Origin of the sequence: Bacillus sp. S2(2019) (assembly GCF_005144805.1) — a bacterium.
GTDB lineage: Bacteria > Bacillota > Bacilli > Bacillales > Bacillaceae > Bacillus > Bacillus altitudinis.
Map to the genome: position 1 here is coordinate 415,591 of NZ_SWFL01000001.1, position 21,922 is coordinate 437,512.

20 protein-coding genes are annotated in these 21,922 nt (G+C 40.6%); 2 read left to right on the forward strand and 18 right to left on the reverse strand.

The annotated features are described in order from the left end of the window. Positions 1 to 88 precede the first annotated feature (88 nt). From murB to FBF75_RS02140, 13 genes are all read right to left on the reverse strand, one after another. Positions 89 to 1,000 carry a UDP-N-acetylmuramate dehydrogenase gene (gene murB / locus FBF75_RS02075; RefSeq protein WP_136944397.1) on the reverse strand — a complete coding sequence of 304 codons (912 nt, stop codon included), beginning with the start codon at positions 998 to 1,000 and terminating at the stop codon, positions 89 to 91. Between the two features lie 30 nt (positions 1,001 to 1,030). Next, a complete protein-coding gene (gene murG, locus FBF75_RS02080; protein WP_024720309.1) occupies positions 1,031 to 2,125 on the reverse strand; it encodes an undecaprenyldiphospho-muramoylpentapeptide beta-N-acetylglucosaminyltransferase in 1,095 nt (364 codons plus the stop codon). A gap of 198 nt (positions 2,126 to 2,323) precedes the next feature. Beyond that, positions 2,324 to 3,424, reverse strand: a complete 1,101-nt coding sequence (gene spoVE, locus FBF75_RS02085; protein ID WP_007499768.1) for a stage V sporulation protein E — start codon at positions 3,422 to 3,424, stop codon at positions 2,324 to 2,326. A gap of 59 nt (positions 3,425 to 3,483) precedes the next feature. Then, complete coding sequence (murD, locus tag FBF75_RS02090) at positions 3,484 to 4,830, reverse strand: UDP-N-acetylmuramoyl-L-alanine--D-glutamate ligase (protein WP_370648319.1); 1,347 nt, start codon at positions 4,828 to 4,830, stop codon at positions 3,484 to 3,486. Positions 4,831 to 4,839: 9 nt separating this feature from the next. Then, on the reverse strand, positions 4,840 to 5,814 hold the full coding sequence (mraY, locus tag FBF75_RS02095) for a phospho-N-acetylmuramoyl-pentapeptide-transferase (protein WP_007499771.1): 975 nt from the start codon (positions 5,812 to 5,814) through the stop codon (positions 4,840 to 4,842). A 136-nt stretch (positions 5,815 to 5,950) separates the two neighbouring features. After that, on the reverse strand, positions 5,951 to 7,426 hold the full coding sequence (locus tag FBF75_RS02100; RefSeq protein ID WP_007499773.1) for a UDP-N-acetylmuramoyl-L-alanyl-D-glutamate--2,6-diaminopimelate ligase: 1,476 nt from the start codon (positions 7,424 to 7,426) through the stop codon (positions 5,951 to 5,953). Between the two features lie 211 nt (positions 7,427 to 7,637). Next, positions 7,638 to 9,557 (reverse strand): stage V sporulation protein D, encoded by a 1,920-nt coding sequence (locus tag FBF75_RS02105; RefSeq protein ID WP_017359366.1) that lies wholly within the window; start codon positions 9,555 to 9,557, stop codon positions 7,638 to 7,640. Between the two features lie 125 nt (positions 9,558 to 9,682). Next, complete coding sequence (locus FBF75_RS02115; protein ID WP_024720306.1) at positions 9,683 to 11,833, reverse strand: penicillin-binding protein; 2,151 nt, start codon at positions 11,831 to 11,833, stop codon at positions 9,683 to 9,685. 7 nt (positions 11,834 to 11,840) lie between these two features. After that, positions 11,841 to 12,188, reverse strand: a complete 348-nt coding sequence (gene ftsL, locus FBF75_RS02120; RefSeq protein ID WP_008344998.1) for a cell division protein FtsL — start codon at positions 12,186 to 12,188, stop codon at positions 11,841 to 11,843. A 36-nt stretch (positions 12,189 to 12,224) separates the two neighbouring features. Then, positions 12,225 to 13,157 carry a 16S rRNA (cytosine(1402)-N(4))-methyltransferase RsmH gene (rsmH, locus tag FBF75_RS02125; RefSeq protein WP_035392149.1) on the reverse strand — a complete coding sequence of 311 codons (933 nt, stop codon included), beginning with the start codon at positions 13,155 to 13,157 and terminating at the stop codon, positions 12,225 to 12,227. Positions 13,158 to 13,223: 66 nt separating this feature from the next. Beyond that, positions 13,224 to 13,655 carry a division/cell wall cluster transcriptional repressor MraZ gene (gene mraZ, locus FBF75_RS02130; protein WP_003211163.1) on the reverse strand — a complete coding sequence of 144 codons (432 nt, stop codon included), beginning with the start codon at positions 13,653 to 13,655 and terminating at the stop codon, positions 13,224 to 13,226. 127 nt (positions 13,656 to 13,782) lie between these two features. After that, positions 13,783 to 15,402, reverse strand: coding sequence for a bacillithiol biosynthesis cysteine-adding enzyme BshC (gene bshC, locus FBF75_RS02135; RefSeq protein ID WP_136944398.1), 1,620 nt, complete (start codon positions 15,400 to 15,402; stop codon positions 13,783 to 13,785). 65 nt (positions 15,403 to 15,467) lie between these two features. Further along, entirely contained in the window at positions 15,468 to 16,361 is an 894-nt protein-coding gene (locus FBF75_RS02140; RefSeq protein ID WP_136944399.1) for a 2-dehydropantoate 2-reductase, read from the reverse strand. A gap of 210 nt (positions 16,362 to 16,571) precedes the next feature. Between FBF75_RS02140 and FBF75_RS02145 the strand changes: the two genes are divergently transcribed. Further along, complete coding sequence (locus FBF75_RS02145) at positions 16,572 to 17,051, forward strand: N-acetyltransferase (RefSeq protein WP_007499784.1); 480 nt, start codon at positions 16,572 to 16,574, stop codon at positions 17,049 to 17,051. A gap of 53 nt (positions 17,052 to 17,104) precedes the next feature. Here the strand turns inward: FBF75_RS02145 and gerR are convergent, their stop codons facing one another. The 3 genes from gerR to FBF75_RS02160 form a co-directional block, all read right to left on the reverse strand. Continuing rightward, the gene (gene gerR, locus FBF75_RS02150; RefSeq protein WP_017359370.1) at positions 17,105 to 17,644 is read right to left on the reverse strand and encodes a sporulation-specific transcriptional regulator GerR; all 540 of its coding nucleotides are present in this window, start codon (positions 17,642 to 17,644) and stop codon (positions 17,105 to 17,107) included. Positions 17,645 to 17,782: 138 nt separating this feature from the next. Beyond that, positions 17,783 to 17,956 (reverse strand): 50S ribosomal protein L32, encoded by a 174-nt coding sequence (rpmF, locus tag FBF75_RS02155; RefSeq protein WP_008354700.1) that lies wholly within the window; start codon positions 17,954 to 17,956, stop codon positions 17,783 to 17,785. A gap of 21 nt (positions 17,957 to 17,977) precedes the next feature. Then, positions 17,978 to 18,496 carry a YceD family protein gene (locus FBF75_RS02160; protein ID WP_008345010.1) on the reverse strand — a complete coding sequence of 173 codons (519 nt, stop codon included), beginning with the start codon at positions 18,494 to 18,496 and terminating at the stop codon, positions 17,978 to 17,980. Positions 18,497 to 18,702: 206 nt separating this feature from the next. On the opposite strand from FBF75_RS02160, the gene FBF75_RS02165 reads away from it, so the two are divergent. After that, positions 18,703 to 19,947, forward strand: a complete 1,245-nt coding sequence (locus FBF75_RS02165) for a nucleotidyltransferase (RefSeq protein WP_025207289.1) — start codon at positions 18,703 to 18,705, stop codon at positions 19,945 to 19,947. A gap of 36 nt (positions 19,948 to 19,983) precedes the next feature. On the opposite strand, the gene FBF75_RS02170 is transcribed toward FBF75_RS02165, so the two are convergent. Beyond that, positions 19,984 to 21,012 carry a SepM family pheromone-processing serine protease gene (locus FBF75_RS02170; protein WP_017359372.1) on the reverse strand — a complete coding sequence of 343 codons (1,029 nt, stop codon included), beginning with the start codon at positions 21,010 to 21,012 and terminating at the stop codon, positions 19,984 to 19,986. Between the two features lie 4 nt (positions 21,013 to 21,016). Beyond that, positions 21,017 to 21,796 carry a patatin-like phospholipase family protein gene (locus tag FBF75_RS02175; protein WP_017367186.1) on the reverse strand — a complete coding sequence of 260 codons (780 nt, stop codon included), beginning with the start codon at positions 21,794 to 21,796 and terminating at the stop codon, positions 21,017 to 21,019. Between the last annotated feature and the right edge of the window lie 126 nt (positions 21,797 to 21,922).

Below are 21,922 nucleotides of genomic sequence, written 5' to 3' on the forward strand. Positions count from 1 at the left end.
TTCTTTATCTCATATTGATTAGAAAACAAACGGCATGAAAAAATGCCGTTTGTTTTCCTGTGATACCATCATTCATAAGTAGTAGCCTTTAATTTGCTTCACCAATAATTTCTACTTCTGTATGCATCTCTACATTGTAGTCATCTTTGATTTTCTTTTGAATGTACTGAATTAAGTCGAGCACATCTTGAGCCTTCGCCCCACCAGCATTGACAATAAAGTTTCCGTGCATATCAGAAATTCTAGCGCCGCCAATCTGATATCCTTTTAAATTCGCCTTTTCTACAAGCTGTCCTGCATATTCAGGTAGTGGATTTCGGAAAATACTGCCGGCGCATGGTTTATTATACGGTTGTGTTTCCTTGCGGTAATCTTTATTTTGCTGCATTTTCTTTGTGATTTTCTCACGTTCGTCCTGTTTAAGCTTGAACACTGCTTCGAGAACAATTCCAGGGCGTTCCTTTTGAAGCACAGAAGTTCGATAGCTAAAGTTCATTTGCTCATTAGTTAACCACTCGATCGTTCCATCTTCAAATAAGACTCTCGCTTTCACAAGAATCTTGCTGATGTCAGACCCATGTGCTCCTGCGTTCATATAAACAGCGCCACCAATAGATCCTGGAATACCAGCTGCGAATTCCAATCCTGACAACCCCTGCTTACTAAGAGACGTCGCGAGTCTTACAACTGAATAGCCTCCGCCAACTGTAATTTCTTCATCCTTGACAGTTAAGTGATCAAGCCCAGCACCCAGCTTTAAAACGACCCCGCGAATTCCTTTATCAAGAACAAGTAAATTGGACCCTCTCCCAATGACCGTCCATTGAGTATCATGTTTTTTCACCTGATCCATAATTGTTTTGACAGCATCGACATCTTTAGGGATGACTAATAGATCGGCCGGTCCGCCTATTTTCATTGTCGTATGATTTGCAAGCGGTTCATTTTCAAGTACTTTACCAACTTGCGCTTTTAATAATTTATTCTTCAAGTTCTCCATATTACCCTCCGCCTTACCTCATATCATTCATCATGAAGTCGTAATTTCTTTTAACACATTATATAAACGTGTGGCCGCATCTGGTACTCCGAGTTCTTTTGTTAAACGGCTCATTTGATGTAGTTTCTCGTCATTACCAGCAATTTCATCAATTGCATGAAGCAAGCGATCTCCAGAAAGCTCTGATTCTCTTAAAACGATCGCAGCATCATGTTTTTCAAGTGATCTAGCGTTAATTTCTTGATGATTTGCGGTCACGTATGGACTTGGAATGAAGATGGTCGGAATTCCAAGTGCCGTCACTTCAGCAATCGTTGTGGCTCCCGCTCTTGCAACAATGACATCAATTGATTTTAAATACTCCGGCATTTGATGCAAGAAAGGCTTTGTGATCATATTCGGTGCTTCACCTTTTTCTTTTAATTCGTTCAGCACTTTTTCATAATGAACCTCACCTGTAATATATAAAAGCTGATAGTTCTTTGCCTTTAATTCATCTTGCATGTCAATCACTGCTCGATTGATTGGAGCTGCACCTCTGCTCCCGCCAAAAATGAGAACCGTTTTTTTCTTCTCATCCAGTCCGAACTCTTTAAGAGATTTTCCCTCTTTAATAGAGACGACTTCAGAGGCCCTTGGGTTTCCCGTAAAAACAACCTTTTCTGAAGGAAAGTGTTCCTTTGCTTCTTCAAAACAGATGGCTACTTTATTCACATACCGTGCCAGAAACTTATTTGTGATGCCTGGTAGGCTATTTTGTTCGTGAATGATCGTTGGGATTTTTAGCTTAGACGCAGCATAAACAACTGGACCACACACATAACCACCTGTTCCAATAACAGCATCCGGCTTAAATTCTTTTAAATAAGATTTACTTTTTTGGACGCCCTTTAGAAACCTCATCACTGTTTTTACATTATCAAAGGAAAGCTTTCTTTTAAAACCTGAAATTTCAATTGATTTAAAAGGGATATTTTCTCTTTCTACAATTTTCTTTTCAAGCCCATTCTCAGTGCCAATATATAAAAATTCCACATCAGGATGCAGTCTTTTCACTTCTTTAATAAAAGCTAGAGCAGGATAAATATGCCCGCCTGTTCCGCCTCCACTAATAACTATACGCATTATACCATTTCCCCTCAATTTTTTTCTGCTCTGAACAAAGTATAAACCCTGTTTTAAACAACAGGGCTCCGTCAAAACCTGTAAAGAAGAGTCAATCATCATGTTTTCGAAACAGAAACTGCCATTTTCACTCTTCAAATCATTTTTTCATACTTTTGCAAAATAAAAGTCTATATGGTTTCATGAACTATCAGCACATTAATATCTAGCATACCTGCTTACATTCAAAAGTACGCCAATTGCCATCAGCATTAATGTCAGTGATGAACCGCCATAACTTAAGAATGGCAGTGTGATGCCCGTCACAGGGATGAGACCAGTGACAACTGCGATATTAATCATTACTTGAATGGCAACCATTGAGATGATACCCACTGCCAAGAAACTTCCATATAAATCTGGTGCCCCGAGGGCTATTCTAATGCCTCTCCACAATAGAACACTAAAGAGCAGCAAAATGAGTGATCCACCTATAAATCCAAGTTCTTCAGACAATATAGCAAAGATAAAGTCTGTTTGAGGCTCAGGCAAATAGAAGAATTTTTGTCTACTCTGACCTAGCCCCATTCCAAACAGACCGCCTGGACCGACAGCGTATAAGGATTGAATAATTTGAAACCCGCTGCCAAGTGGATCCTCCCAAGGATTTAAATAAGATGTAATTCGTTTTATTCGATAGGGTGCTGATAAGACAAGTGCGGCAAATCCGCTAAGCCCTAAAAGACCGAGAAAGATAAAGTGAGCGATTCTCGCACCTGAAACAAATATCATAATAATACAGGTTCCAACCATAACCGTTCCTGTACCTAGGTCCGGCTGCAGCATAATGATGGCAAATGCAGAAAACACAATGCCTAGTGCTGGGGCGAAACCTTTACGAAAGGATGTGATATTCTTTTGTTTTTCAGATAAGAATTTTGCAAGAAACGCAATCATCGCAAGCTTCATAAATTCAGAGGGCTGAATACTAAACGCACCGACACCAATCCAGCTTCTTGAACCATTTCTCTCCATACCGATACCAGGAATCAAGACAAGCACGAGGAGGAGAAAACACACTGCAATCAGTATCTTTGACCAAGTCCGCCACGTCCAATAATCGACCCGCATAATGAAAAACATTGCGATAACTCCGATTCCGGCAAACAAAAGCTGTCTTTTTGCAAAATAAAACGAATCATCAAATTTATACGATGCCCACACAGCACTTGCGCTGTACACCATAATTAAACCAATCGTCAATAAAAGTAACGTAATGACAACAAGCAAAAAATCCGGAGAAGTTTTCTTATTCGTCAAGAGACCGACACCCCAAGCATAATTTCATTTGGGCTGTCAGTCATATGAGAGACAAGCCCTTATTTAAGCATATGCACGGCGTTTACAAACATGTCTCCACGTTCTTCAAATGTTTTATGCTGATCCCAACTTGCACAAGCCGGAGACAATAAAATCACGTCTTCTTCTTCAGATATGCTAAACGCCGCAGGTACTGCTTGTTCAACATTATCGACATGTTTTACGTGATGTATTCCCAGCTCTTCACCAAGCTTCACAAACTTAGGCGCAGTCTCACCAAATGTAATCATTCCTTTTACATTCTTCATAAAAGGTTTTAATTCATCAAATTCATTGCCACGATCCAGTCCACCTGCTAGTAAAATGGTCGGCTGCTTGAAGGCAGACAAAGCTTTACTTGTTGCCAGTATATTGGTCGCTTTACTGTCATTATAAAATTTTCTATTTTGAATCGTCTCCACAAATTGCAAACGATGCTTCACTCCACTAAATGTAGTAAGAACTTGTGCAATCGCTTCGTTTGAGCAGCCTGCATTTTTTACAACACAAATAGCTGCTAGAATATTTTCTTGGTTATGCTCACCAGGAAGAACAACATCCTTTAGGTCAATGACATGTTCATTCATATAGTAGATGGCACCATCTTTAATAAACGCTCCATGTGCTACCGGCTCTTTAACTGAGAAAAACACTTTTTGCGCTTTCGAATCTTCTGCTAGTTTGACAACAGATGGATCATCTAGGTTAACCACAGCTATGTCATCTTCCAGTTGATGTGCATACACTTTCTGTTTTGCTTTTTCGTATTCTTCACGCGTGTGATGATAGTCTAAATGTGCGTCAAAAATATTTAATATTAAGCTGATTTTAGGTCTGAATTCAACGGTTCCCATTAACTGAAATGAAGAGAGCTCAGTTACGATCCATTCATCGCCCGCTGCACGCGCGGCAACTTCACTTGCGACCGTTCCGATATTACCTGCTACCAATGTTTTTTGGCTGTCTTTTTTCAACATTTCATAAATCAAAGTAGTCGTGGTCGTTTTTCCATTTGATCCGGTAATCCCAATAAAAGGAGATGAGGTCAAATGATACGCCAATTCTATTTCAGTCCAAACTGGAATTTTTCGGCGAAGCGCCTCTTGGACCATCACATTCTCATAAGGAATTCCAGGGTTCTTAATTAAAATCGTAATTTCTTTATCGTCGAACACACGAAGAGGATGACTGCCACAAATGACATCAATCCCCTTTTCAGAAAGTAACTGAGCAGGCTCGTTTTCTTCAAAAGCTTTTTGGTCATTGACCGTCACGTTTATTCCGTGCTCGTGAAGAATTGAGGCTGCCGCATATCCGCTTTTTGCAAGGCCTAGTACTAGTACATGTTCGTCTTTTAACATTTGCATCCTATTCAATTATAACCACACCTCGATGTAAATTCCTAAAACAGCAAGCAATAAACCAGCTGTCCAGAAGGTGACAACTACTCTCCACTCAGACCAGCCAACTAACTCATAGTGGTGGTGAAGCGGGCTCATCTTAAAGATTCTTTTTCCAGTTGTTTTGAAGGAGATGACTTGAAGGATAACGGATAACGTTTCAACAACAAATACTCCTCCAATAATGACGAGTAAAATCTCAAGTTTCGTTAAAATGGCAATGGCCACTATGGCACCGCCTAAAGCAAGCGATCCCGTATCACCCATAAATACTTTTGCAGGATGCGCATTAAAGACAAGGAACCCAAGGACAGCGCCTGCTACTGCTACCGAAAAGATCGCAACATCATACTGAGATTGATTCCAAGCCAATATAGCAAAAGCTCCGAATGCAATAGCAGCTGTTCCAGATAATAAACCATCAAGTCCATCCGTAAGGTTTACCGCATTAGAACCACCGACAAGCATGAAAACGACGAGGATAAAGTATGCCCATCCTAAGTCAAAGCTGACATCTGTTCCTGGAATGCGAATAGTCGTTGCAAACTCATAATAATGGAAGACTGCATAGAAAATCACAGCAATCACAATTTGCCCGATCAGTTTTTGTTTCGATGTTAAGCCAAGATTTCGCTTCATCGCTACTTTAATATAATCATCTAAAAATCCTAATAATCCGTAGCCAAGGGTGACAAATAACAATAAAAACATTTCTGGACTAATCTCAGAGAATTTGTTAATCATCACGATCGTTGTAATTGTAATAGAAAAGATAATCATAATTCCACCCATTGTTGGGGTACCAGATTTCTTTTGGTGAGACTGAGGTCCTTCTTCTCTAATACTTTGACCAAATTTAAGTCTTCTTAAAAACGGAATAAAAATCGGGGATAAAAGAACACTGATTAAAAATCCCATTATGATTGTAAACAATATCACCTGTTCAAGCATTGTTCTTTACTCCTTCCGAATTTCCAAAGCCGTTTTCCATTAGAAAATAGCATTCATTATTATGATATTCATTCGTGTCTTTCGTATGTTGTTTTTGTACAAAATGCTTCATTTCATTACACTCTTTTCATCATTTTTAAGATTTGTTTAGATCTAAAATAGCGTCCGCTGCCACCTTGGCATCATCAAAGTCATAGACTTGATCACCAATGATTTGGTACGTCTCATGCCCTTTTCCAGCTATTAAGACTGTATCGCCCTTTTTTGCATTGGCAATGGCAAAAAAGATGGCCTGTTTCCGGTTCACAAAGCTGTGATAATAGGCGTTTGGCACGCCATTTTCCATGTCTTTCAAAATGGCTGATGGATCTTCACTTCTTGGATTATCTGATGTAAAAACAGGCTCATCTGCATATTTCACAGCGATTTGGGCCATCTGAGGGCGCTTGGTTTTATCACGGTCGCCCCCGCAGCCAACTACACAGAAAATTCTACCTTCTGTTAATTCTCTGCACGTAGTCAGTACATTTTCTAAACTGTCAGGTGTGTGTGCATAATCAACGATGACTGGGAAGTCTTGATCAAAATTCACAAGTTCGAATCTTCCTTTGACTCCCTCAAGTTCTTCAATGGCACTAACGATCGTTTCAAACGTTAAGCCTGATACAATTCCTACTGATACAGCTGCTAGAATGTTATACACATTGAATTTTCCAATAAGGGCAACCGTCACGTTTTTTGTGCCGATTGGGGTAATCAAATCAAATTGTGTTCCCTTTGGTTTGATTTGAATGTTCTTTGCCATTACATCTGCTTCTTGCTCTAAGCCATACGTCATAATTTCAGCAGCTGTGACTTTTTCAAAATAACTAGACGCTTCATCATCTGCATTTAAAATGGCATGCTTCGGCTTATCGTGCTGAAAGGCACTTCCGAGCTGGGAAAAGAGCAAGCTTTTTGCATGTTTATATTCTTCCATTGTGTTGTGGTAGTCCAAATGATCTTGGGTAAGATTTGTAAAGACGGCAATATCATAATCACATCCATGAACACGCCCAAGATGCAAAGCATGTGATGATACTTCCATAATGGCCGTATCTACGTCTTGATCAAGCATCTGCTTAAAGGTCTTCTGAAGGGTGACACTCTCAGGTGTTGTGTTTTTCACTTCGAGAATTTCATCGTTTACCTTCATATACATCGTACCGATTAAACCTGTTTTTTTATCGGCTTTTCTCATGATTTGCTCAATCATGTGTGTTGTGGACGTTTTCCCGTTCGTTCCTGTAATACCAATTAGATTGAGTTGATGAGTTGGCTGTTCGTAAAAAGCATCTGCTATTCTTGCAAGTGCTCTTTGAGAGTGTTTTACAATAATGACTGGTACATCTGTTATGTGAAGTGGGTGTTCTGCTACAATCGCTGCAGCCCCGCTTTTCACTGCTTTTTCAGCGTAATCATGTCCATCTACTGTATAGCCTTTTATACAGACAAAAAGACTCCCTTTTTTCACTTCTCTTGAATCCATTTCAATGGAAGTAATCTCCGGATTTTCGTTTATCAGTTCATTGTTTTCACTTTTAAAGTATGTAAGGAGTTCTTGTAATTTCATTTCATATCAAACCTCTCAAATTCGTTCACGTGCATGTCTTGTGAAAAAAACACACAGTCTATATTTTATCGTAAAAAAAAGGATACATCCAGCGTATTCCTTAAGTTTCTCTTGGAAAAAGCACACTTTATGCTCTTTTTTTAAAGCGACCCTTCTCTTTCAACAAAAAGAGGCAGCCGAATGAGTGCGGCTACCCTCTGTTCATTCTTTATTATTCATCATTTAAGTATAATCGGATCGTGGAACCTTCTTTGACCTTTGTGCCGGCAGCAGGCGATTGCTTCACCACTTTACTGCCAGTTCCTGAAGCATCAATCTTTAGATTAATCAGGAGTGATTCAAGGTCAGAAACAGATCCTCCTACAAGATTCGGTACCTCAATGGTTTTTGTGTCCAGCCATTGATACTTCTTTTCAATTTGTCCTTTTCTTTTTTTCACGCCCATTTCAGGCAGACTGTCTCGCATAATATGGCCCACAATAGGTGCTGCTACTGTCCCACCAAATTGAATCGTGCCTTTTGGGTTATCTACTGCTACATATACAACAATGCTTGGATCATCCGCAGGTGCAAACCCGATAAATGACACAATGTGGTTATTTTCCATGTACTTTCCGTCTTTTACTTTCTGTGCTGTTCCTGTTTTTCCGCCCACCCGATATCCTTCAACGAATGCATTCCGACCAGTTCCTTGAGCGACTACACTTTCAAGGGCATACCTGATTTCTTTAGACGTCTCCGCTGAAATGACTTTCTTCTTGGCAATTGGTGATTGCTTTTTCACTACCTCTTTTGTAATTGGATCGATCCATTCTTTTGCAATATACGGCGTGTAAAGCGTTCCTCCATTTACTGCGGCTGCCACTGCAGCTACTTGTTGAATCGGCGTAACAGATACACCTTGACCAAATGCTGTTGTTGCCTGTTCTACAGGACCAACACGATCAAGCGGGAACAAAATTCCTCTACCTTCTCCTTGAAGGTCGATTCCTGTCTTTTGACCAAAGCCGAAATTTTTAATATAAGAAAATAGTTTATCTTTTCCAAGACGGTCGCCTAGCTCGACAAATCCTGGGTTACAAGAGTTTTGTACCACTTCTAGAAACGACTGTGATCCATGTCCTCCCTTTTTCCAGCATCTGAGCCTTGCGCCATCCACTGTCACAGATCCGCTGTCAAAAAAATGATCACGTTTTAAATTTACTTTATTTTCTTCCAGGGCAGCTGCCAGTGTAATGATTTTAAACGTCGATCCTGGCTCATATGTGCTCCACACCGGTAAGTTTCGGTTAAATACTTTTGAATCAACTGATTGATAGTCAGCCGGATCAAAGTCAGGTCTGCTCGACATTCCCAGAACCTCACCATTTTTCGGATTCATGGCAATGGCAATCATACCATCTGGGTTATATTTTGCCTGAGCATTGTCTAGCTCTCGTTCGATGATGGTTTGTACTTTTGAATCAACGGTTAATTTCATATCAAGCCCATCTTTAGGCGGTGTATAATCATCTGCTTCATCTGGCATTTTCTGCCCTTTTGCATCAGAATAAAATTTCACAGAGCCTTTTTCACCTTTTAGGTCATCATCATAGTACGCTTCTAGCCCAAGTAAGCCTTGATTATCAATTCCAGCAAAACCTAATACATGAGATAAGAAACTTCCAAACGGGTAATGTCTGATGCTGTCCTCTGCTACATAGACTCCATCTAAATCAAGCTCTCTGACTTCTTTTGCTTTTTCATGAGATACTTTTCTCCCCTCTGGGGAAATTCGTTCTATAGACGTTTTCTTGGTGACATGCTTGTACGCTTTCTCCTCAGACATATTCAGTACTGCTGCTAATTTCTTGCTTGTTTCTGCTGGGTCTTTCACCTGCCGCGGCACGACTAAAATAGAGGGAGCACTTTTGTTCGTCGCAAGCTCCACTCCATTTCGATCCAAAATATCTCCTCGTTCTGGTTCAAATGGGAGGTTACGGCTCCATGAATCTTTCGCTAAACTTGTCAGCTTCTCGCCCATAATAAACTGCACATATCCTAATCTAGTATCTATGATGAAAAAAATGATCACCCCAAACAGCAGCACGAAAAGCAATCGTTTTCTCACTGTTACACTTGACACTCGCACGCCCGGTTCACTCCTTACATATGGCTTGTTTTCATCATATGCAGGCTCGTCTTTTTATAGAACGATCTCGTCCATCGCTCAAGCAAAAGAAAAAAACCTAGCAAATGATTTGCTAGGTTTTCAAGTTAATTTGGACTTTTGAAGGTCACTGTGACGACTTTATCTGAAATCTCCGCTCCACTTTTCACGCTTTGTTTGACAGCATATCCTTGTCCATTTGTTTCAATATGCACACCTGAAATAGACGCATATTGAAGAACTTCCCTTCTGGACCAGCCTGTCATATCAGGCATTTTAATGGTTTTCCCTGCTGTTTTCAAAAAGACTTTCTGGCTTTCAGAGAATTCAGAGCCCGCATTTGGCCATTGGCGTTTAATGGATAGACCGTCACCAATGACAACAGGTGATAACTTTTTGTTTTTTGCTTCTGTTTCTGCCTGTTTCACTTCTAAATCTAGGAATGACGGCATTGTTTCTTGTTTTATTTTCTGTTTGCCAGATTTTTTATCGTCTGTTTTTGTTGGTGCGATATTTAAATAGAGCAAACTATTTTTCATCACAGGGTTAAAGATTTCTGAAACAGGGGCAGAGCCTGTTTGTGTTTCAGATAGCTGAGGCTGTTGGACAGCGACATAAACGAGTAGCTTCGGATCATCTTTTGGTGCCATTCCCATGAATGAAAAGACGTAATCGTTTCTCCCTTGAAGGTAGCCGCCAGCACCGCCAATTTGTCCTGTACCTGTTTTCCCAGCGACATCAAAACCTTTGATTTGATATGGCTGTCCTGTGCCAATTTTTGAGGAAACGACCTCACCTAAAATGTCACGGACTTGCTTCGCTGTATCAGAAGAAATTGGTTTTCCTGCCACGGTTGGTTCGTGCTGTAAAATTGTTTTGTTTGTGTTCGGGTCTGTAATATGATCAATTACATATGGCTTCATCATCGTTCCACCGTTGGCAATGGCTGTCGCCGCTTCAATTTGCTGAATTGGGGTAATCGCGGACGCCTGACCATACGCAGTCGATGCTTTGTCATATTCGTATCTGAAATTAATTTTACTAGACGCTTCGTTCGGCAAGTCTATGCCTGTTTTGTCATAGAAATGGAATTTTTGTAAGTATTGTTCGTAGCGTGTGAAACCTAATTTTTCTTTTGCCAATTTCGCAAAAGCTACGTTTGATGAACGTAGAACACCTTCATGAAAATCAATTTTTCCCCAGCCATTTCCGTTGTTATGGTCTCTAACAAGACCGCCGCCTACTTTATAAGTACCAGACTGATACTTGTCACTGCCTTGGTACACTCCTTCTTGGATAGCAGCAGCGAGTGTAAAAATTTTCATCGTTGAACCTGGTTCAAATGCGTAAGAAATGACATCGTTGTTATAATTCGTAATGTCGAGTTCATTTAAATTAAAGCTTGGCCGCTGTCCCATTGCAAGAACTCTTCCAGTTTTCGGATCAACGACTGTCGCAATGATTTTCTTCGGCTTATATTTTTTAGCGACCTGCGTCATACTTTCTTCAAGAAATGCTTGAATTTTTTGGTCGATGGTCAGTGTGACGTTTTTCCCGTCTTTCGGGGCAACGATGTCTTCTTTACTATTCGGAAGTGCCCATCCGCTTCTGTCGCTGTTATACGTTACATAGCCATCTTTTTCTTTTAAATATTTATTCAGAGCCTTTTCTAGACCCATTGCGCCTGACATGTCCTTCGTTGCTTCATCTAATCTAGCATAACCGATTAAGTTCGAAGCAAACATGCCGTTTGGATAATACCTCTTTGTATCTTTTTCAAAGGCGATCCCAGGAAGTTTTAGCTTTTCAATTTTTTCCTTAGTTGAAAAACTAATATCCTTTCCGGCTTTACCAAACTCGACTTGGAATGCATCTTTTGTATTCAGACGCTTTAAAATTTCACTCTCACTCATATCAATGACCTTTGACAGCTCTTTTGCTGTCTTTTCTTTGTCAACGACATGCATCGGATGCTTTGGATCGACCGTCATTTTCTTGCTCATGATCGCAATCAGCTTATACACAGATGTATCTTCCGCAATCACATTTCCGTTTCTGTCTAAAATGGACCCTCTTTTGGCTTCAAGTGTTTTTTTCGATTGATATTGTTCATTGGCTTTTGCAGCTAACACTTGTCCATCAACGGTTCCCGTAATCTGAATATAAATAAAACGTGCAAGGATGATAAAGAAAAACAGGGCGAAGCAAATACTCGCAATTGCCGCGCCTCTGTTCATCATTTTATTCTTTTTAGGCATCGCCATGTTAATCGACCTTCTTAACATCTTTCGATATGCTTAAGCCCGCTTTTTTAGCGGCTTCAATGATTCTCTCTGGTTCACTTAGTAAATCTTTTTCCTTTTGCAGTTCGGTGATCTTTTTCGATTCTAATGACACTTGCTGTTCTAGCTTCTGCACTTCGATATTTGCGTGATAAACAGCAAAGGCTTTCGAAATGATGAGGATCGAGCTGCACATGAGAGCCATGACAAACATGACAAGTAAGATTTTTTCACCAAGTGTAATAGAACCTCTTCTTCTAATCACAACCGATTGACCTTGTTGCTCGGTTTGATGTTGCTTTACTTCTCTTTGGTAAGCCAAATTACTCATAAGAAACCTCCTTTTTATCATCATCTATGGTGTCGTTTACTTTTTTTCTGCAATTCGGAGCTTCGCTGAACGGGCACGGTTGTTATGTTCCAGCTCTTGTTCTGATGCAACGATTGGTTTTCTCGTGATCAGCTTCAGTTTTGGTTCAAGTCCTTCTGGAATCACTGGTAGTCCGTGCGGAAGTTCTGGAAGAGAAGACATTTCTTTAAATGTACTTTTACAAATCCGATCTTCAAGTGAATGGAATGTAATGACAGAAATTCTCCCCTTCGGATTGAGTAACTCTATTGCTTGTTCTAGTGCTTCTTCAAATACTTTCAATTCGTCATTTACGGCAATTCGGATCGCTTGAAATACTCTTTTCGCTGGATGTCCGCCTTTTCGTCTTGCAGGTGCGGGAATTCCTTCTTTAATAATGTCGACAAGCTCACCTGTTGTTTCAATTGGCGCTTTTTTTCTGGCTTCTTCAATTTTGCGTGCGATTTGCTTGCTGAATTTTTCTTCCCCATATTTGTAGAAAATCCGAACTAGATCTTCAAATGGCCATTCATTCACCACTTGTTTTGCCGACAAAGCAGCGGTTTGATCCATTCGCATGTCAAGAGGTGCATCATGGTGATAACTAAAGCCTCTCTCTGGTGTGTCAAGCTGAGGTGATGAAACCCCAAGATCAAAAATCACACCGTCTACGCTTGTAATTCCTTGTTCATTCAGACGTTCTTTTAAATATCGGAAGTTGCTTTTTATGAAAAGAATGTTCGCTTTAACATGTGCGAGCTTCTCTCGTGCATGATCCAGTGCAGCATCGTCTTGGTCAAACCCAATCAATGTACCTTTTTCTGATAATTGAGATAGTAAATATGAGCTATGACCTGCGCCGCCTAGCGTGCAGTCCACATATGTACCGTCTTCTTTGACGTTTAAACCGTCAACTGTTTCTTTTAATAATACTGTCTCATGTTGAAACATGATGATATGGTCCCACCTTTTTCAAATAGAAATGAATGTGTAGAAAGCTTGCTGCACAAGGGATTATTATATATCAAATCCAATCATGTTTTCAGCAATTTCAGCAAAAGAATCTTCTTGCTCTTCTGTATATTGTTCCCAGATCGACTTACTCCACAACTCAATTCGATTTGAAACGCCGATGACCACACATTCTTTTTCGAGTTTTGCATATTGGAGTAGGTTGGATGCGATGTTAATGCGCCCCTGCTTGTCCAGATCACATTCAACTGCGCCGGAGAAGAAGAACCGGGTAAACGCACGTGCATCTTTTTTCGTTAGCGGCAGTGCTTTGAGTTTCTCTTCAATTAGTTTCCACTCACTCATAGGGTAGCCAAATAAACATTGATCAAGCCCTCTCGTCAGCACAAACTGTTCTCCGAGACCGTCTCTAAATTTAGCAGGGATGATCATGCGCCCTTTTGTATCAATCGTATGTTGGTATTCACCCATGAACATGATATCAGAGCCCCACTTTCTCACCCATACTCTCCACTATCCACCACTTCTCTCCACAAAACTTATTTTACACTGTTTCTACATAAAAAAAAACCCTGAACTAGTCAGGGTTCATTAAAACTTTATTTCAAAGTTTGACAATTTGTTGCTTGTTTTGAAATGAAAATGGCAGATTTTTGAACGTTTTGAAGAATTCTGGACCATATTTGTTTAAAAAGTACATGATATTCCAAATTCTTTCTTGTGGTGCTTCGAGTGGTTTTAAACTATTTTCAATTCGTTCAAAATCTCGAAGGATGTATCCTTCCTTCTCTTCCACACGCTTTGCAACCTTTTGATAAACAAATTGAAGCTGGTCTTCTATAAATTTGGCATTTTTATCTAATAGCTGTTCAAAGCTTGGTTCGATCTCTAGCGCTTCTTGTCTCATGGCCTCGTGAACATTCGCTAATTCACGTTTGGCATGTTGAACTGATTGAACGAAGCTGTCTGGAAGACTTTGCTGAAAGTGCGCATCCTTCTTTTCTTTCACGCCTTTTGTCAGCACTTCTTCAACCGACAATTCTCTTATCGGCAGCTTCTTATCAATGTGACGTTCAAGAATGGTGACGTGCAGTCTCGGAAGAACGGGTGCCATTTTGACATCGAAGTACTCGAAGATGCCTTTCAGCTCACCCCAATAGTTCACTTCACCGTGTCCAGCCATAAAAGCAAGCGTTGGAAGAAGGGTTTCCTGCATCAATGGACGTGTCACCACATTATTGCTAAACCGCTCTGGGTGCTCCTCGACTTCCTGTAATAGCTCATCTTTTGTCCAAGTAAGCCCCACTTCTGATATAGAAAATTGGCCATTCTCTTTTTCAATGAGGAAACGCTCATCATCATATTCGTAAAACAAGTTGGCTTGTTGGTCACTAGCTTCAATAATCGGCTGATACCCTGCTTGTTCCATGGCAGCCTGCGTGTTATTTAAGCGAGCTACGATCGCATCACTTGACTCCACAATTTGCTTGAATAACGTACGTTCAAGTGGCTTCACGCCGAAGTCTCCTGAATTCAATAACAGCAGTCCATCTTCTTCAAATAGATCGCAAACAATCCACTCAAAGAAATCAGTAAACGTTTCTGATTTGCGTAAACATCGAAGAAGCTGATCAAACAAGTCATTGGTGTAAGCAGATTCCTCATAGGTTGAAAATACATCACGAAGCCATCTCTCTGTTTTCTCTTGGTGGAGAGGTGTTCTTTTCGCAGCTGTTTTTTTCACATGATGTAATGGAAGCTTTTGTTTGACTGGGCCTTTTTCGCCAGACGTGTACACAAAGTTAATTTCGTTTACGTCGTGATCTTCACCCGCTACCCAAAAGACCGGAATAACAGGAACGCCAAGCTCTGATTCTTTTTCTTTGGCAAACTGAATAATGGAAATGATTTTATGTATGGTATAAAGCGGACCTGCCAGTAAGCCTGCCTGCTGTCCTCCAACCACCATGACGCTCCGTTCATCACGGATCTTCTCAATATTCTCACGCATCGCAGCCGAATCAAATTTCGCATGATATGCGCTCATATAATCCGCTAAAGCCTCGCGCGGGAAGCTCCTTTCCATGAGATCGTCGTATCTCTTTTTCCATGTGTGCTCAGAATGTATATCATAATCAAAAAAAGCAGTCATCTCTTTTTTTTCTTCTATATAATCACGTATGAATAAATTCTGACTTCGGATGGAAAGTTCAGTCAATTGCATGTTTAGAACTTCCTTTCTTCAATAAATAGTTAGTTTCCCGAAAAAAGTATAGCATGTAAATGAGCTCACTCAAAAGATTTTGTTTGCTTTTTTTCCAATACTTCCAAGCTTCTATTCAAGAAAGTGAGGAATGGCGGCGTCATCCCTTGACCTTGAGCTTTTTTTAAAAGGTAGCCAATGATTGCTTTTCTTTCAGTTTGGCGGCCTTTGACGATATCTTGCAGCATCGACGATTGATTGGCAGCCGTTTGATGACAAATTGATTGCACATGAGCCCATAGACGATCTTTCTCAAGCAATCCTAGAATGGAAACCGCTTCTTCAAATGCACATGTCATCATATGTTCATATGACGGGTTCGATACCAATTCCCCATTATTCACATGTAATAAAGCCGTCAACGGATTAATACACACATTGACGAGCAGTTTTTCCTCCAGTACTTTCTTCCATTCATCTGTATAAACCATTTGAAAATCGCCCGTTAACAGTTCACTACTCATAGGTCCTTTTTCCTCATGCAGAAATGCTCCCCACTTGATGACACCAATTCCTGTATGGTTTACTGCGCGATCAGACACCTTCATTGCGCCATGCTCTACTACACCAATATATAACTGATGTGCCGCTTTCCAGTTCTTTAAATCGAATAAGTGGGCCATTCCGTTCTGCAAAAATAAGATCCGCTGACGAGGCAGTCCTGATAATTCACTTAGAACATCTTGCAGGTGATGATACTTCACTGTCACAATCAGCAAATCAAATATTCCTTTGACTCCCGTATCGGCCCCAACAGCTGATTGAATGGTTTCCCCTCTTACCATTCGTTCAATGCCTAATGCTCGAATTTCTTCTGCCTGCTGTTTTCTTCTTGTAAAGACGGTGATGTCATGATGCTCTGATAAATAACTGGCACAAAGCAGACCAATCGCACCACCGCCAATGATTCCAATTTTCAATTGCCGCACTTCCCTTTTTCTGTTTACTTCATGTTATCAACTATTTTACCAGTTTCGTGCTACGATGCAAAAAGCAGATAACGCGCTATGATTGAATTTTTTTAATTAAAAAACTATAATAATAAGTGTAAAAACTTTTTTAGGCGGATGGGATGAAAACGCCTTCAATGACATCACTGTCGACATTATGTGTGTAAGGGGGAAGATCACATGACACAAGTAAAACGTCTTCTGATTAACTACAAAACATTAGAGGAATTTAAACAATTCAAGGAATATGGCATACAAGAACTTTCCATGCTTGAAGACCTAGAAAGTAATATGATTGAAAATGACAGCAACTCTCCATTTTATGGGATTTACTTTGGAGATAAGCTTGTGGCACGTATGAGCCTCTATCAAGTAGATGGCTCGACGACGACGTATTTTGACCATAATCATGATTATCTAGAGCTGTGGAAGCTAGAAGTGCTGCCAGGATATCAGCGTAAAGGATACGGCGAAGCACTTGTTGATTTCGCAAAATCTTTTGGCCTTCCAATTCGAACGAATCCACGCGTCAAATCTGCCGGTTTTTGGGATAAAATGGGCTTTGAAGCGGTGAAATATGATATGGAACGCGATAAAGGAGAAAACCCACTCATTTGGGAGCCTGCACATATTCAAAAGAACACAGGTGAGTCCGCTTAATCATTTTAATCAATAAGAAAACGCCCCTCTTTCCATCTGTGAGGGGCGTTTTCTTATTTTGCGTAATCTTTTAAGCTGATATTCTGTTTGACTCTTTCAACAATACCAATAAGTGCCCGGTAATCTTCTTCTGTCATTTTTAATTGACGTTTCAGCTGTTCATTTTCTTCGGTGAGTGATTTTAATTGATGCTGTGCATCTTTAAGCTCCTCCCGTAAATAAGCTGGACCAGATGGTTCTTTCTCAAGCTGCTCTAGAAACCGAATTACTTCTCGAAGCGTCAGTTCAGTCTGATCAGAAGATGCCTTCTCTTCTATGGTGAACGCATGCTGCGGTAAACCCGAAGAATGGATACCAATTTTTTTACGCAGTTCTTTTCGCTGTTTTTTGGCAAGCTCAATGCCTGCCTGGTACTGCTTTCTGACGTAAGAATTCCACCTGAATCCACATGCTGCTGCTGTTCTTGACAATGCTTTTCCAACCTCTTCAAATGCTGAAAGCTGGGTACCTCCATCTCGGATATGCCTTAAGACAACTTCTGCTAAAAGTAAATCTTCATCTTGTGTCCATGCGTCCTGCCGTGTAATCGTCAACTCATCATCCCCCCTGAATCTGAATACCACATCATATGCGCTTACTAGAGTAGATAGACTATTTGCAGGAGAGAAACCTAAAAAATAGATCAATAAAAAAACGCAAGGGAAGATTCCCTCACGTTTTTTTATCAAGCATTAGTTGCTTTTTACGTCTTTGCCTTTGTATGTTCCGCAAGATTTGCAGACACGATGAGAAATTTTCATTTCACCGCATTCTGGGCAAGCTACCATACCAGGTACTTGTAGTTTGAAATGCGTACGACGCAATCTTTTTTTCATTTTAGAAGTTCTTCTAAAAGGTACAGCCATTATTCCCACCTCCTTAAAGAGTTAAGATTCATTATTTTCTTCTAAGAGCTTCTTCAAGCCTTCCAGACGAGGATCAATTCGGTTTTGATGTGCATCTTCCGAAATGACCGCCCAGTCATTCCCTTCCTGTGGTGCAGCACCTTTTACATCAGCTTGGTCGCAAAAGATTTGCATGGGCACTTCAAGAAGAATTTCTTCCTTGACTATAGGCGTTAAGTCGATGATATCGTCTTCTACAACAGATACGTCTTCATCTTCTATATCGTCTGTCTTATGAAGTACAAATAGTTCTTTTGTTGAAATCGCAAATGGATAATTTACATCAACAAGCGTTCTTGAACAAGGCAATGTCATTTCACCTGTGATGGTTAAATCAAATGCGACTTGCTTTGATTCGATCACTCCAGTCCCTTTCACCTCTACTGGTGAAATACGACGTATATCTGAATGAAGGCTAGTAAGTTCATTTAAGTCAACCGTCTCATGAAAATCGAAGCTGTTTTTAGCTTTTTGATGTAACTGATAAACTGTCCATTTCAATTGTATCACCTCTAAGAGCAACAAACATGATTATAGCTTTCATCATGCTATTTGTCAATATTTTTTCTTTACAGTCCTTCATGACGTCAAAGGGCTGTTTGACATCAGTTCTCGGAATGCCTAAACTGAAAAAAATGGTCTTCATTTTTCCCTTATGCTACTGTAGCACAGACCATTTAACCATAGCAAGAAAGGCGGAACATCTATTGAAAGCAGTGGGAGTCGTTGTCGAGTACAATCCATTTCATTATGGGCATGCCTATCATGTGAATCAGGCGAAAAAACAAACCTCCTCAGATGTTGCCATTGCCGTCATGAGCGGTTCTTTCCTCCAGCGCGGGGAGCCTGCCATCGTCTCAAAATGGGCACGCACAAAAATGGCACTGCAAAACGGCGTAGACATTGTGTGTGAGCTTCCATACATATATGCCGTACAAAAGGCAGAAACCTTCGCCAATGGCGCTGTGTCCATCCTTGATGCATTAAAATGCCATTCTCTTTTTTTCGGCAGTGAGGATGGAGAGATCAACGCATTTGAGCGCACAGCACACGCTTGGTATGAAAAAAAGGCAGAGATTGACCTTTTCACAAAAGAAAAGGTGAAAGAAGGTCTTAGTTATCCCGCAGCAGCAGCAGGTGCGTTTCAAGAAGTCATTCATTCTGAACACTTACTGGATTTGTCCAAACCAAATAACATTTTAGGCTTTCATTATGTTAAAGCCATCTTAGAGAGAGCTCCTCACATGCAGCCTTTTACGTCTCAAAGAATTGCATCTGATTATCATGATGAAGAACTACCTGACAACCAAAAAATCGCAAGCGCCACAAGTATCCGAAAAGCTTTAAAAGAACAGAGCTCATTTCAAGCAGTCACGCCCTACCTCCCGGACGCTACTTTAAAGCAATTACACGACTATCATTCTTCATATGGTCTTTTACATACGCAAGAAGCCTATTTTCGCTTTCTGAAACATGTCTTTCATACAATGGATACGAGTGAACTAGAGGGCATCTATGAAATTGAAGAAGGCATTGAACACCGCATGCAAAAAGCCATGACACATGCGTCTTCCTACGAGGAGTATCTATCACTTGTCAAAACAAAACGATATACGTGGACAAGGTTACAGCGGATGAATACGCATCTATTAATGAACGTGAAGAAAAAGACGATGCACGAGCTGCTTGAAGAGAAAAAAGCGCCCTATATTCGTTTACTTGGAATGACAAGGAAAGGACAACAGTACCTGTCTCTTGTAAAAAAAGAGTTGGATGTACCACTTGTGAGTAAACTGTCTTCCTTTTCACATCCCGCCCTTGATCTTGATATTCGCGCTTCAAGGGTGTTCAGCCTTCCCATCTGTGAACCCATGCAAACAGAATTAACGAAAGCAGAGTTTAAAACATCACCGATTCGATATGATGAAGAGAGCGGACTCTTTTCATCTTGATAGAAAAAAGCAGCCTGATTTGCAGGCTGCTCTTTTTTATGATGCTTTCTCTTTTAATTTGTTTAAATAGTTTAGTGCGTCCTGCATGGTATCCACAGGAACGATTTTCATATCACTTTTAATATCTTTTGCTGTTTTGACTGCATTTTTGTAGTCAGAGTTTGGGTCACCTTTATCATTCGGTGCAAAGAAGATGTCTTTCCCTGCTTTGTCTGCTGCAACAACCTTTTGATCAATTCCGCCAATCGGTCCGACTGTACCATCTGCATCAATCGTTCCAGTTCCTGCGATCGCATAGCCATGTGTTTCATCTTCTTTTGTCAGCTGATTGTAAATTTCAAGTGACATCATTAAACCAGCCGATGGACCGCCGATGTTTTCAATATCCACTTTCACAGAAGGAGACACTTTCACATGACGGTCTGTAAATAGTGATACGCCAATTCCCACTCGTTTTGGCTCTTCTTTAAATGGTTTTAACGTCACGTTCTGCGTGATTTCTTTGCCATTACGTTCAAGTACAAAACGGACAGTCGTGCCTGCTTTTTTACTGCTGATATACGAAACCATTTTATCTGCTGACTCGTATGTATGGCCGTCGACACTTTTGATCTTATCACCAACTTCAATCTTCCCATATGCAGGCATTCCTTTCATCACATAGCTCGCATATACCCCATTAAACGTATAATCTACTTTTTTTCCCGCTTTTGTATAAGCGGCAATCATCGCATTTTCTTGAGAACTTTTCATGAGCTGCAGCTGCCGTTTCATATAATCCTCATCAGACTCTCCGTCCGCTTTAATATTTTCTTCTGGAACGATTTCGTCATACTTGTTCATTTTTGCAAGCAAATACGTATATGGATTGGCTGGACCTACTTTAATGGTCATAAGAGAAAAGCTGCCCTTCTCGCCATATCCTCCGTCTACTTGAATGTGTGGCGCAATTTCTGTGGCATCACCTGGCTTTGTGACGTAATAGGGCAGTTTCACAAAAGTTAAGCCAAATAAGACTAGAACAACAGCAAAAAAGCTGAGCCAGCGAATATTTAATTTTTTCATTCGATTAACACTCCCATTTATCAATGACATCTTTCAGTTTTCCTTTTAGTTGGTCGGCGGCGAGTTCACCTGCTTCAATCATTTCTTGAACCTGTGTAAACGCACTAGAGCTAAAGGTCTCGAGCTTCGGCCGAATCATGAGATCTGCATGAATGGTTTGGTGACGAACCAATTCATTTTGAAGGATGTCCAAACTTTGCATAATGACATCCGATAATCTCGTTGCCTTTTCTGTTTTTTTCACCCTTGATACATCAGAGGCGATAATGAGATCTGCCCCCATTTCTTTGAGAACAGAGACAGGAATGCGGTCCACTACCGCTCCATCCACCAATTGCCTGCCGCCTATTTCATGCGGAACAAACACACCCGGAATGCTAATGCTTGCCCTGACTGCTTGTGAGACAGACCCTTCTTTGAACACAACCTTCTCCCCTGTCTGAAGGTCACAGGCGACAATCGCAAGAGGCACGCGCATTTCTTCAATATTCTTCCCATATGTAAACGTGTGAATCAGCTGCAAAATTCGATTTCCTTTTAACAGACCGATTTTTGGCAGTGTATAGTCAGCATAATACTTTCTTCTGAAGACAAGTGCAAGTTTTTTCATTTTTTCTACGTCTTGTCCTGCCGCATAAAAGCTCCCCACAAGAGCACCAATACTGCTTCCTGCGATCATATCCACCTGAATTCCTTGTTTCTCAAGACTAGATAAAACCCCGATATGCGCCATCCCTCTGGCACCCCCGGAGCCCAGCGCAAGCCCGATAATCGGTCGTTTCATGAATCCACCCTCCTCTTTCTATGCATATATACGAATCTATAGGTCTAAACATGCCCCTTCTCATCGTATAGTAATAGAAGACAGGCTCGGCTAGCATCTCTTTTTCTTTAATCACGAGCTCGCCAA

Bases quoted from the DNA above. Each gene is read 5' to 3' on its own strand.
- murB (WP_136944397.1), bottom strand. From the start codon at position 1,000: ATGGAGAACTTGAAGAATAAATTATTAAAAGCGCAAGTTGGTAAAGTA.
- murG (WP_024720309.1), bottom strand. From the start codon at position 2,125: ATGCGTATAGTTATTAGTGGAGGCGGAACAGGCGGGCATATTTATCCT.
- murD (WP_370648319.1), bottom strand. From the start codon at position 4,830: ATGCAAATGTTAAAAGACGAACATGTACTAGTACTAGGCCTTGCAAAA.
- mraY (WP_007499771.1), bottom strand. From the start codon at position 5,814: ATGCTTGAACAGGTGATATTGTTTACAATCATAATGGGATTTTTAATC.
- FBF75_RS02100 (WP_007499773.1), bottom strand. From the start codon at position 7,426: ATGAAATTACAAGAACTCCTTACATACTTTAAAAGTGAAAACAATGAA.
- FBF75_RS02115 (WP_024720306.1), bottom strand. From the start codon at position 11,833: ATGCCTAAAAAGAATAAAATGATGAACAGAGGCGCGGCAATTGCGAGT.
- ftsL (WP_008344998.1), bottom strand. From the start codon at position 12,188: ATGAGTAATTTGGCTTACCAAAGAGAAGTAAAGCAACATCAAACCGAG.
- rsmH (WP_035392149.1), bottom strand. From the start codon at position 13,157: ATGTTTCAACATGAGACAGTATTATTAAAAGAAACAGTTGACGGTTTA.
- mraZ (WP_003211163.1), bottom strand. From the start codon at position 13,655: ATGTTCATGGGTGAATACCAACATACGATTGATACAAAAGGGCGCATG.
- bshC (WP_136944398.1), bottom strand. From the start codon at position 15,402: ATGCAATTGACTGAACTTTCCATCCGAAGTCAGAATTTATTCATACGT.
- FBF75_RS02145 (WP_007499784.1), top strand. From the start codon at position 16,572: ATGACACAAGTAAAACGTCTTCTGATTAACTACAAAACATTAGAGGAA.
- rpmF (WP_008354700.1), bottom strand. From the start codon at position 17,956: ATGGCTGTACCTTTTAGAAGAACTTCTAAAATGAAAAAAAGATTGCGT.
- FBF75_RS02170 (WP_017359372.1), bottom strand. From the start codon at position 21,012: ATGAAAAAATTAAATATTCGCTGGCTCAGCTTTTTTGCTGTTGTTCTA.
- FBF75_RS02175 (WP_017367186.1), bottom strand. From the start codon at position 21,796: ATGAAACGACCGATTATCGGGCTTGCGCTGGGCTCCGGGGGTGCCAGA.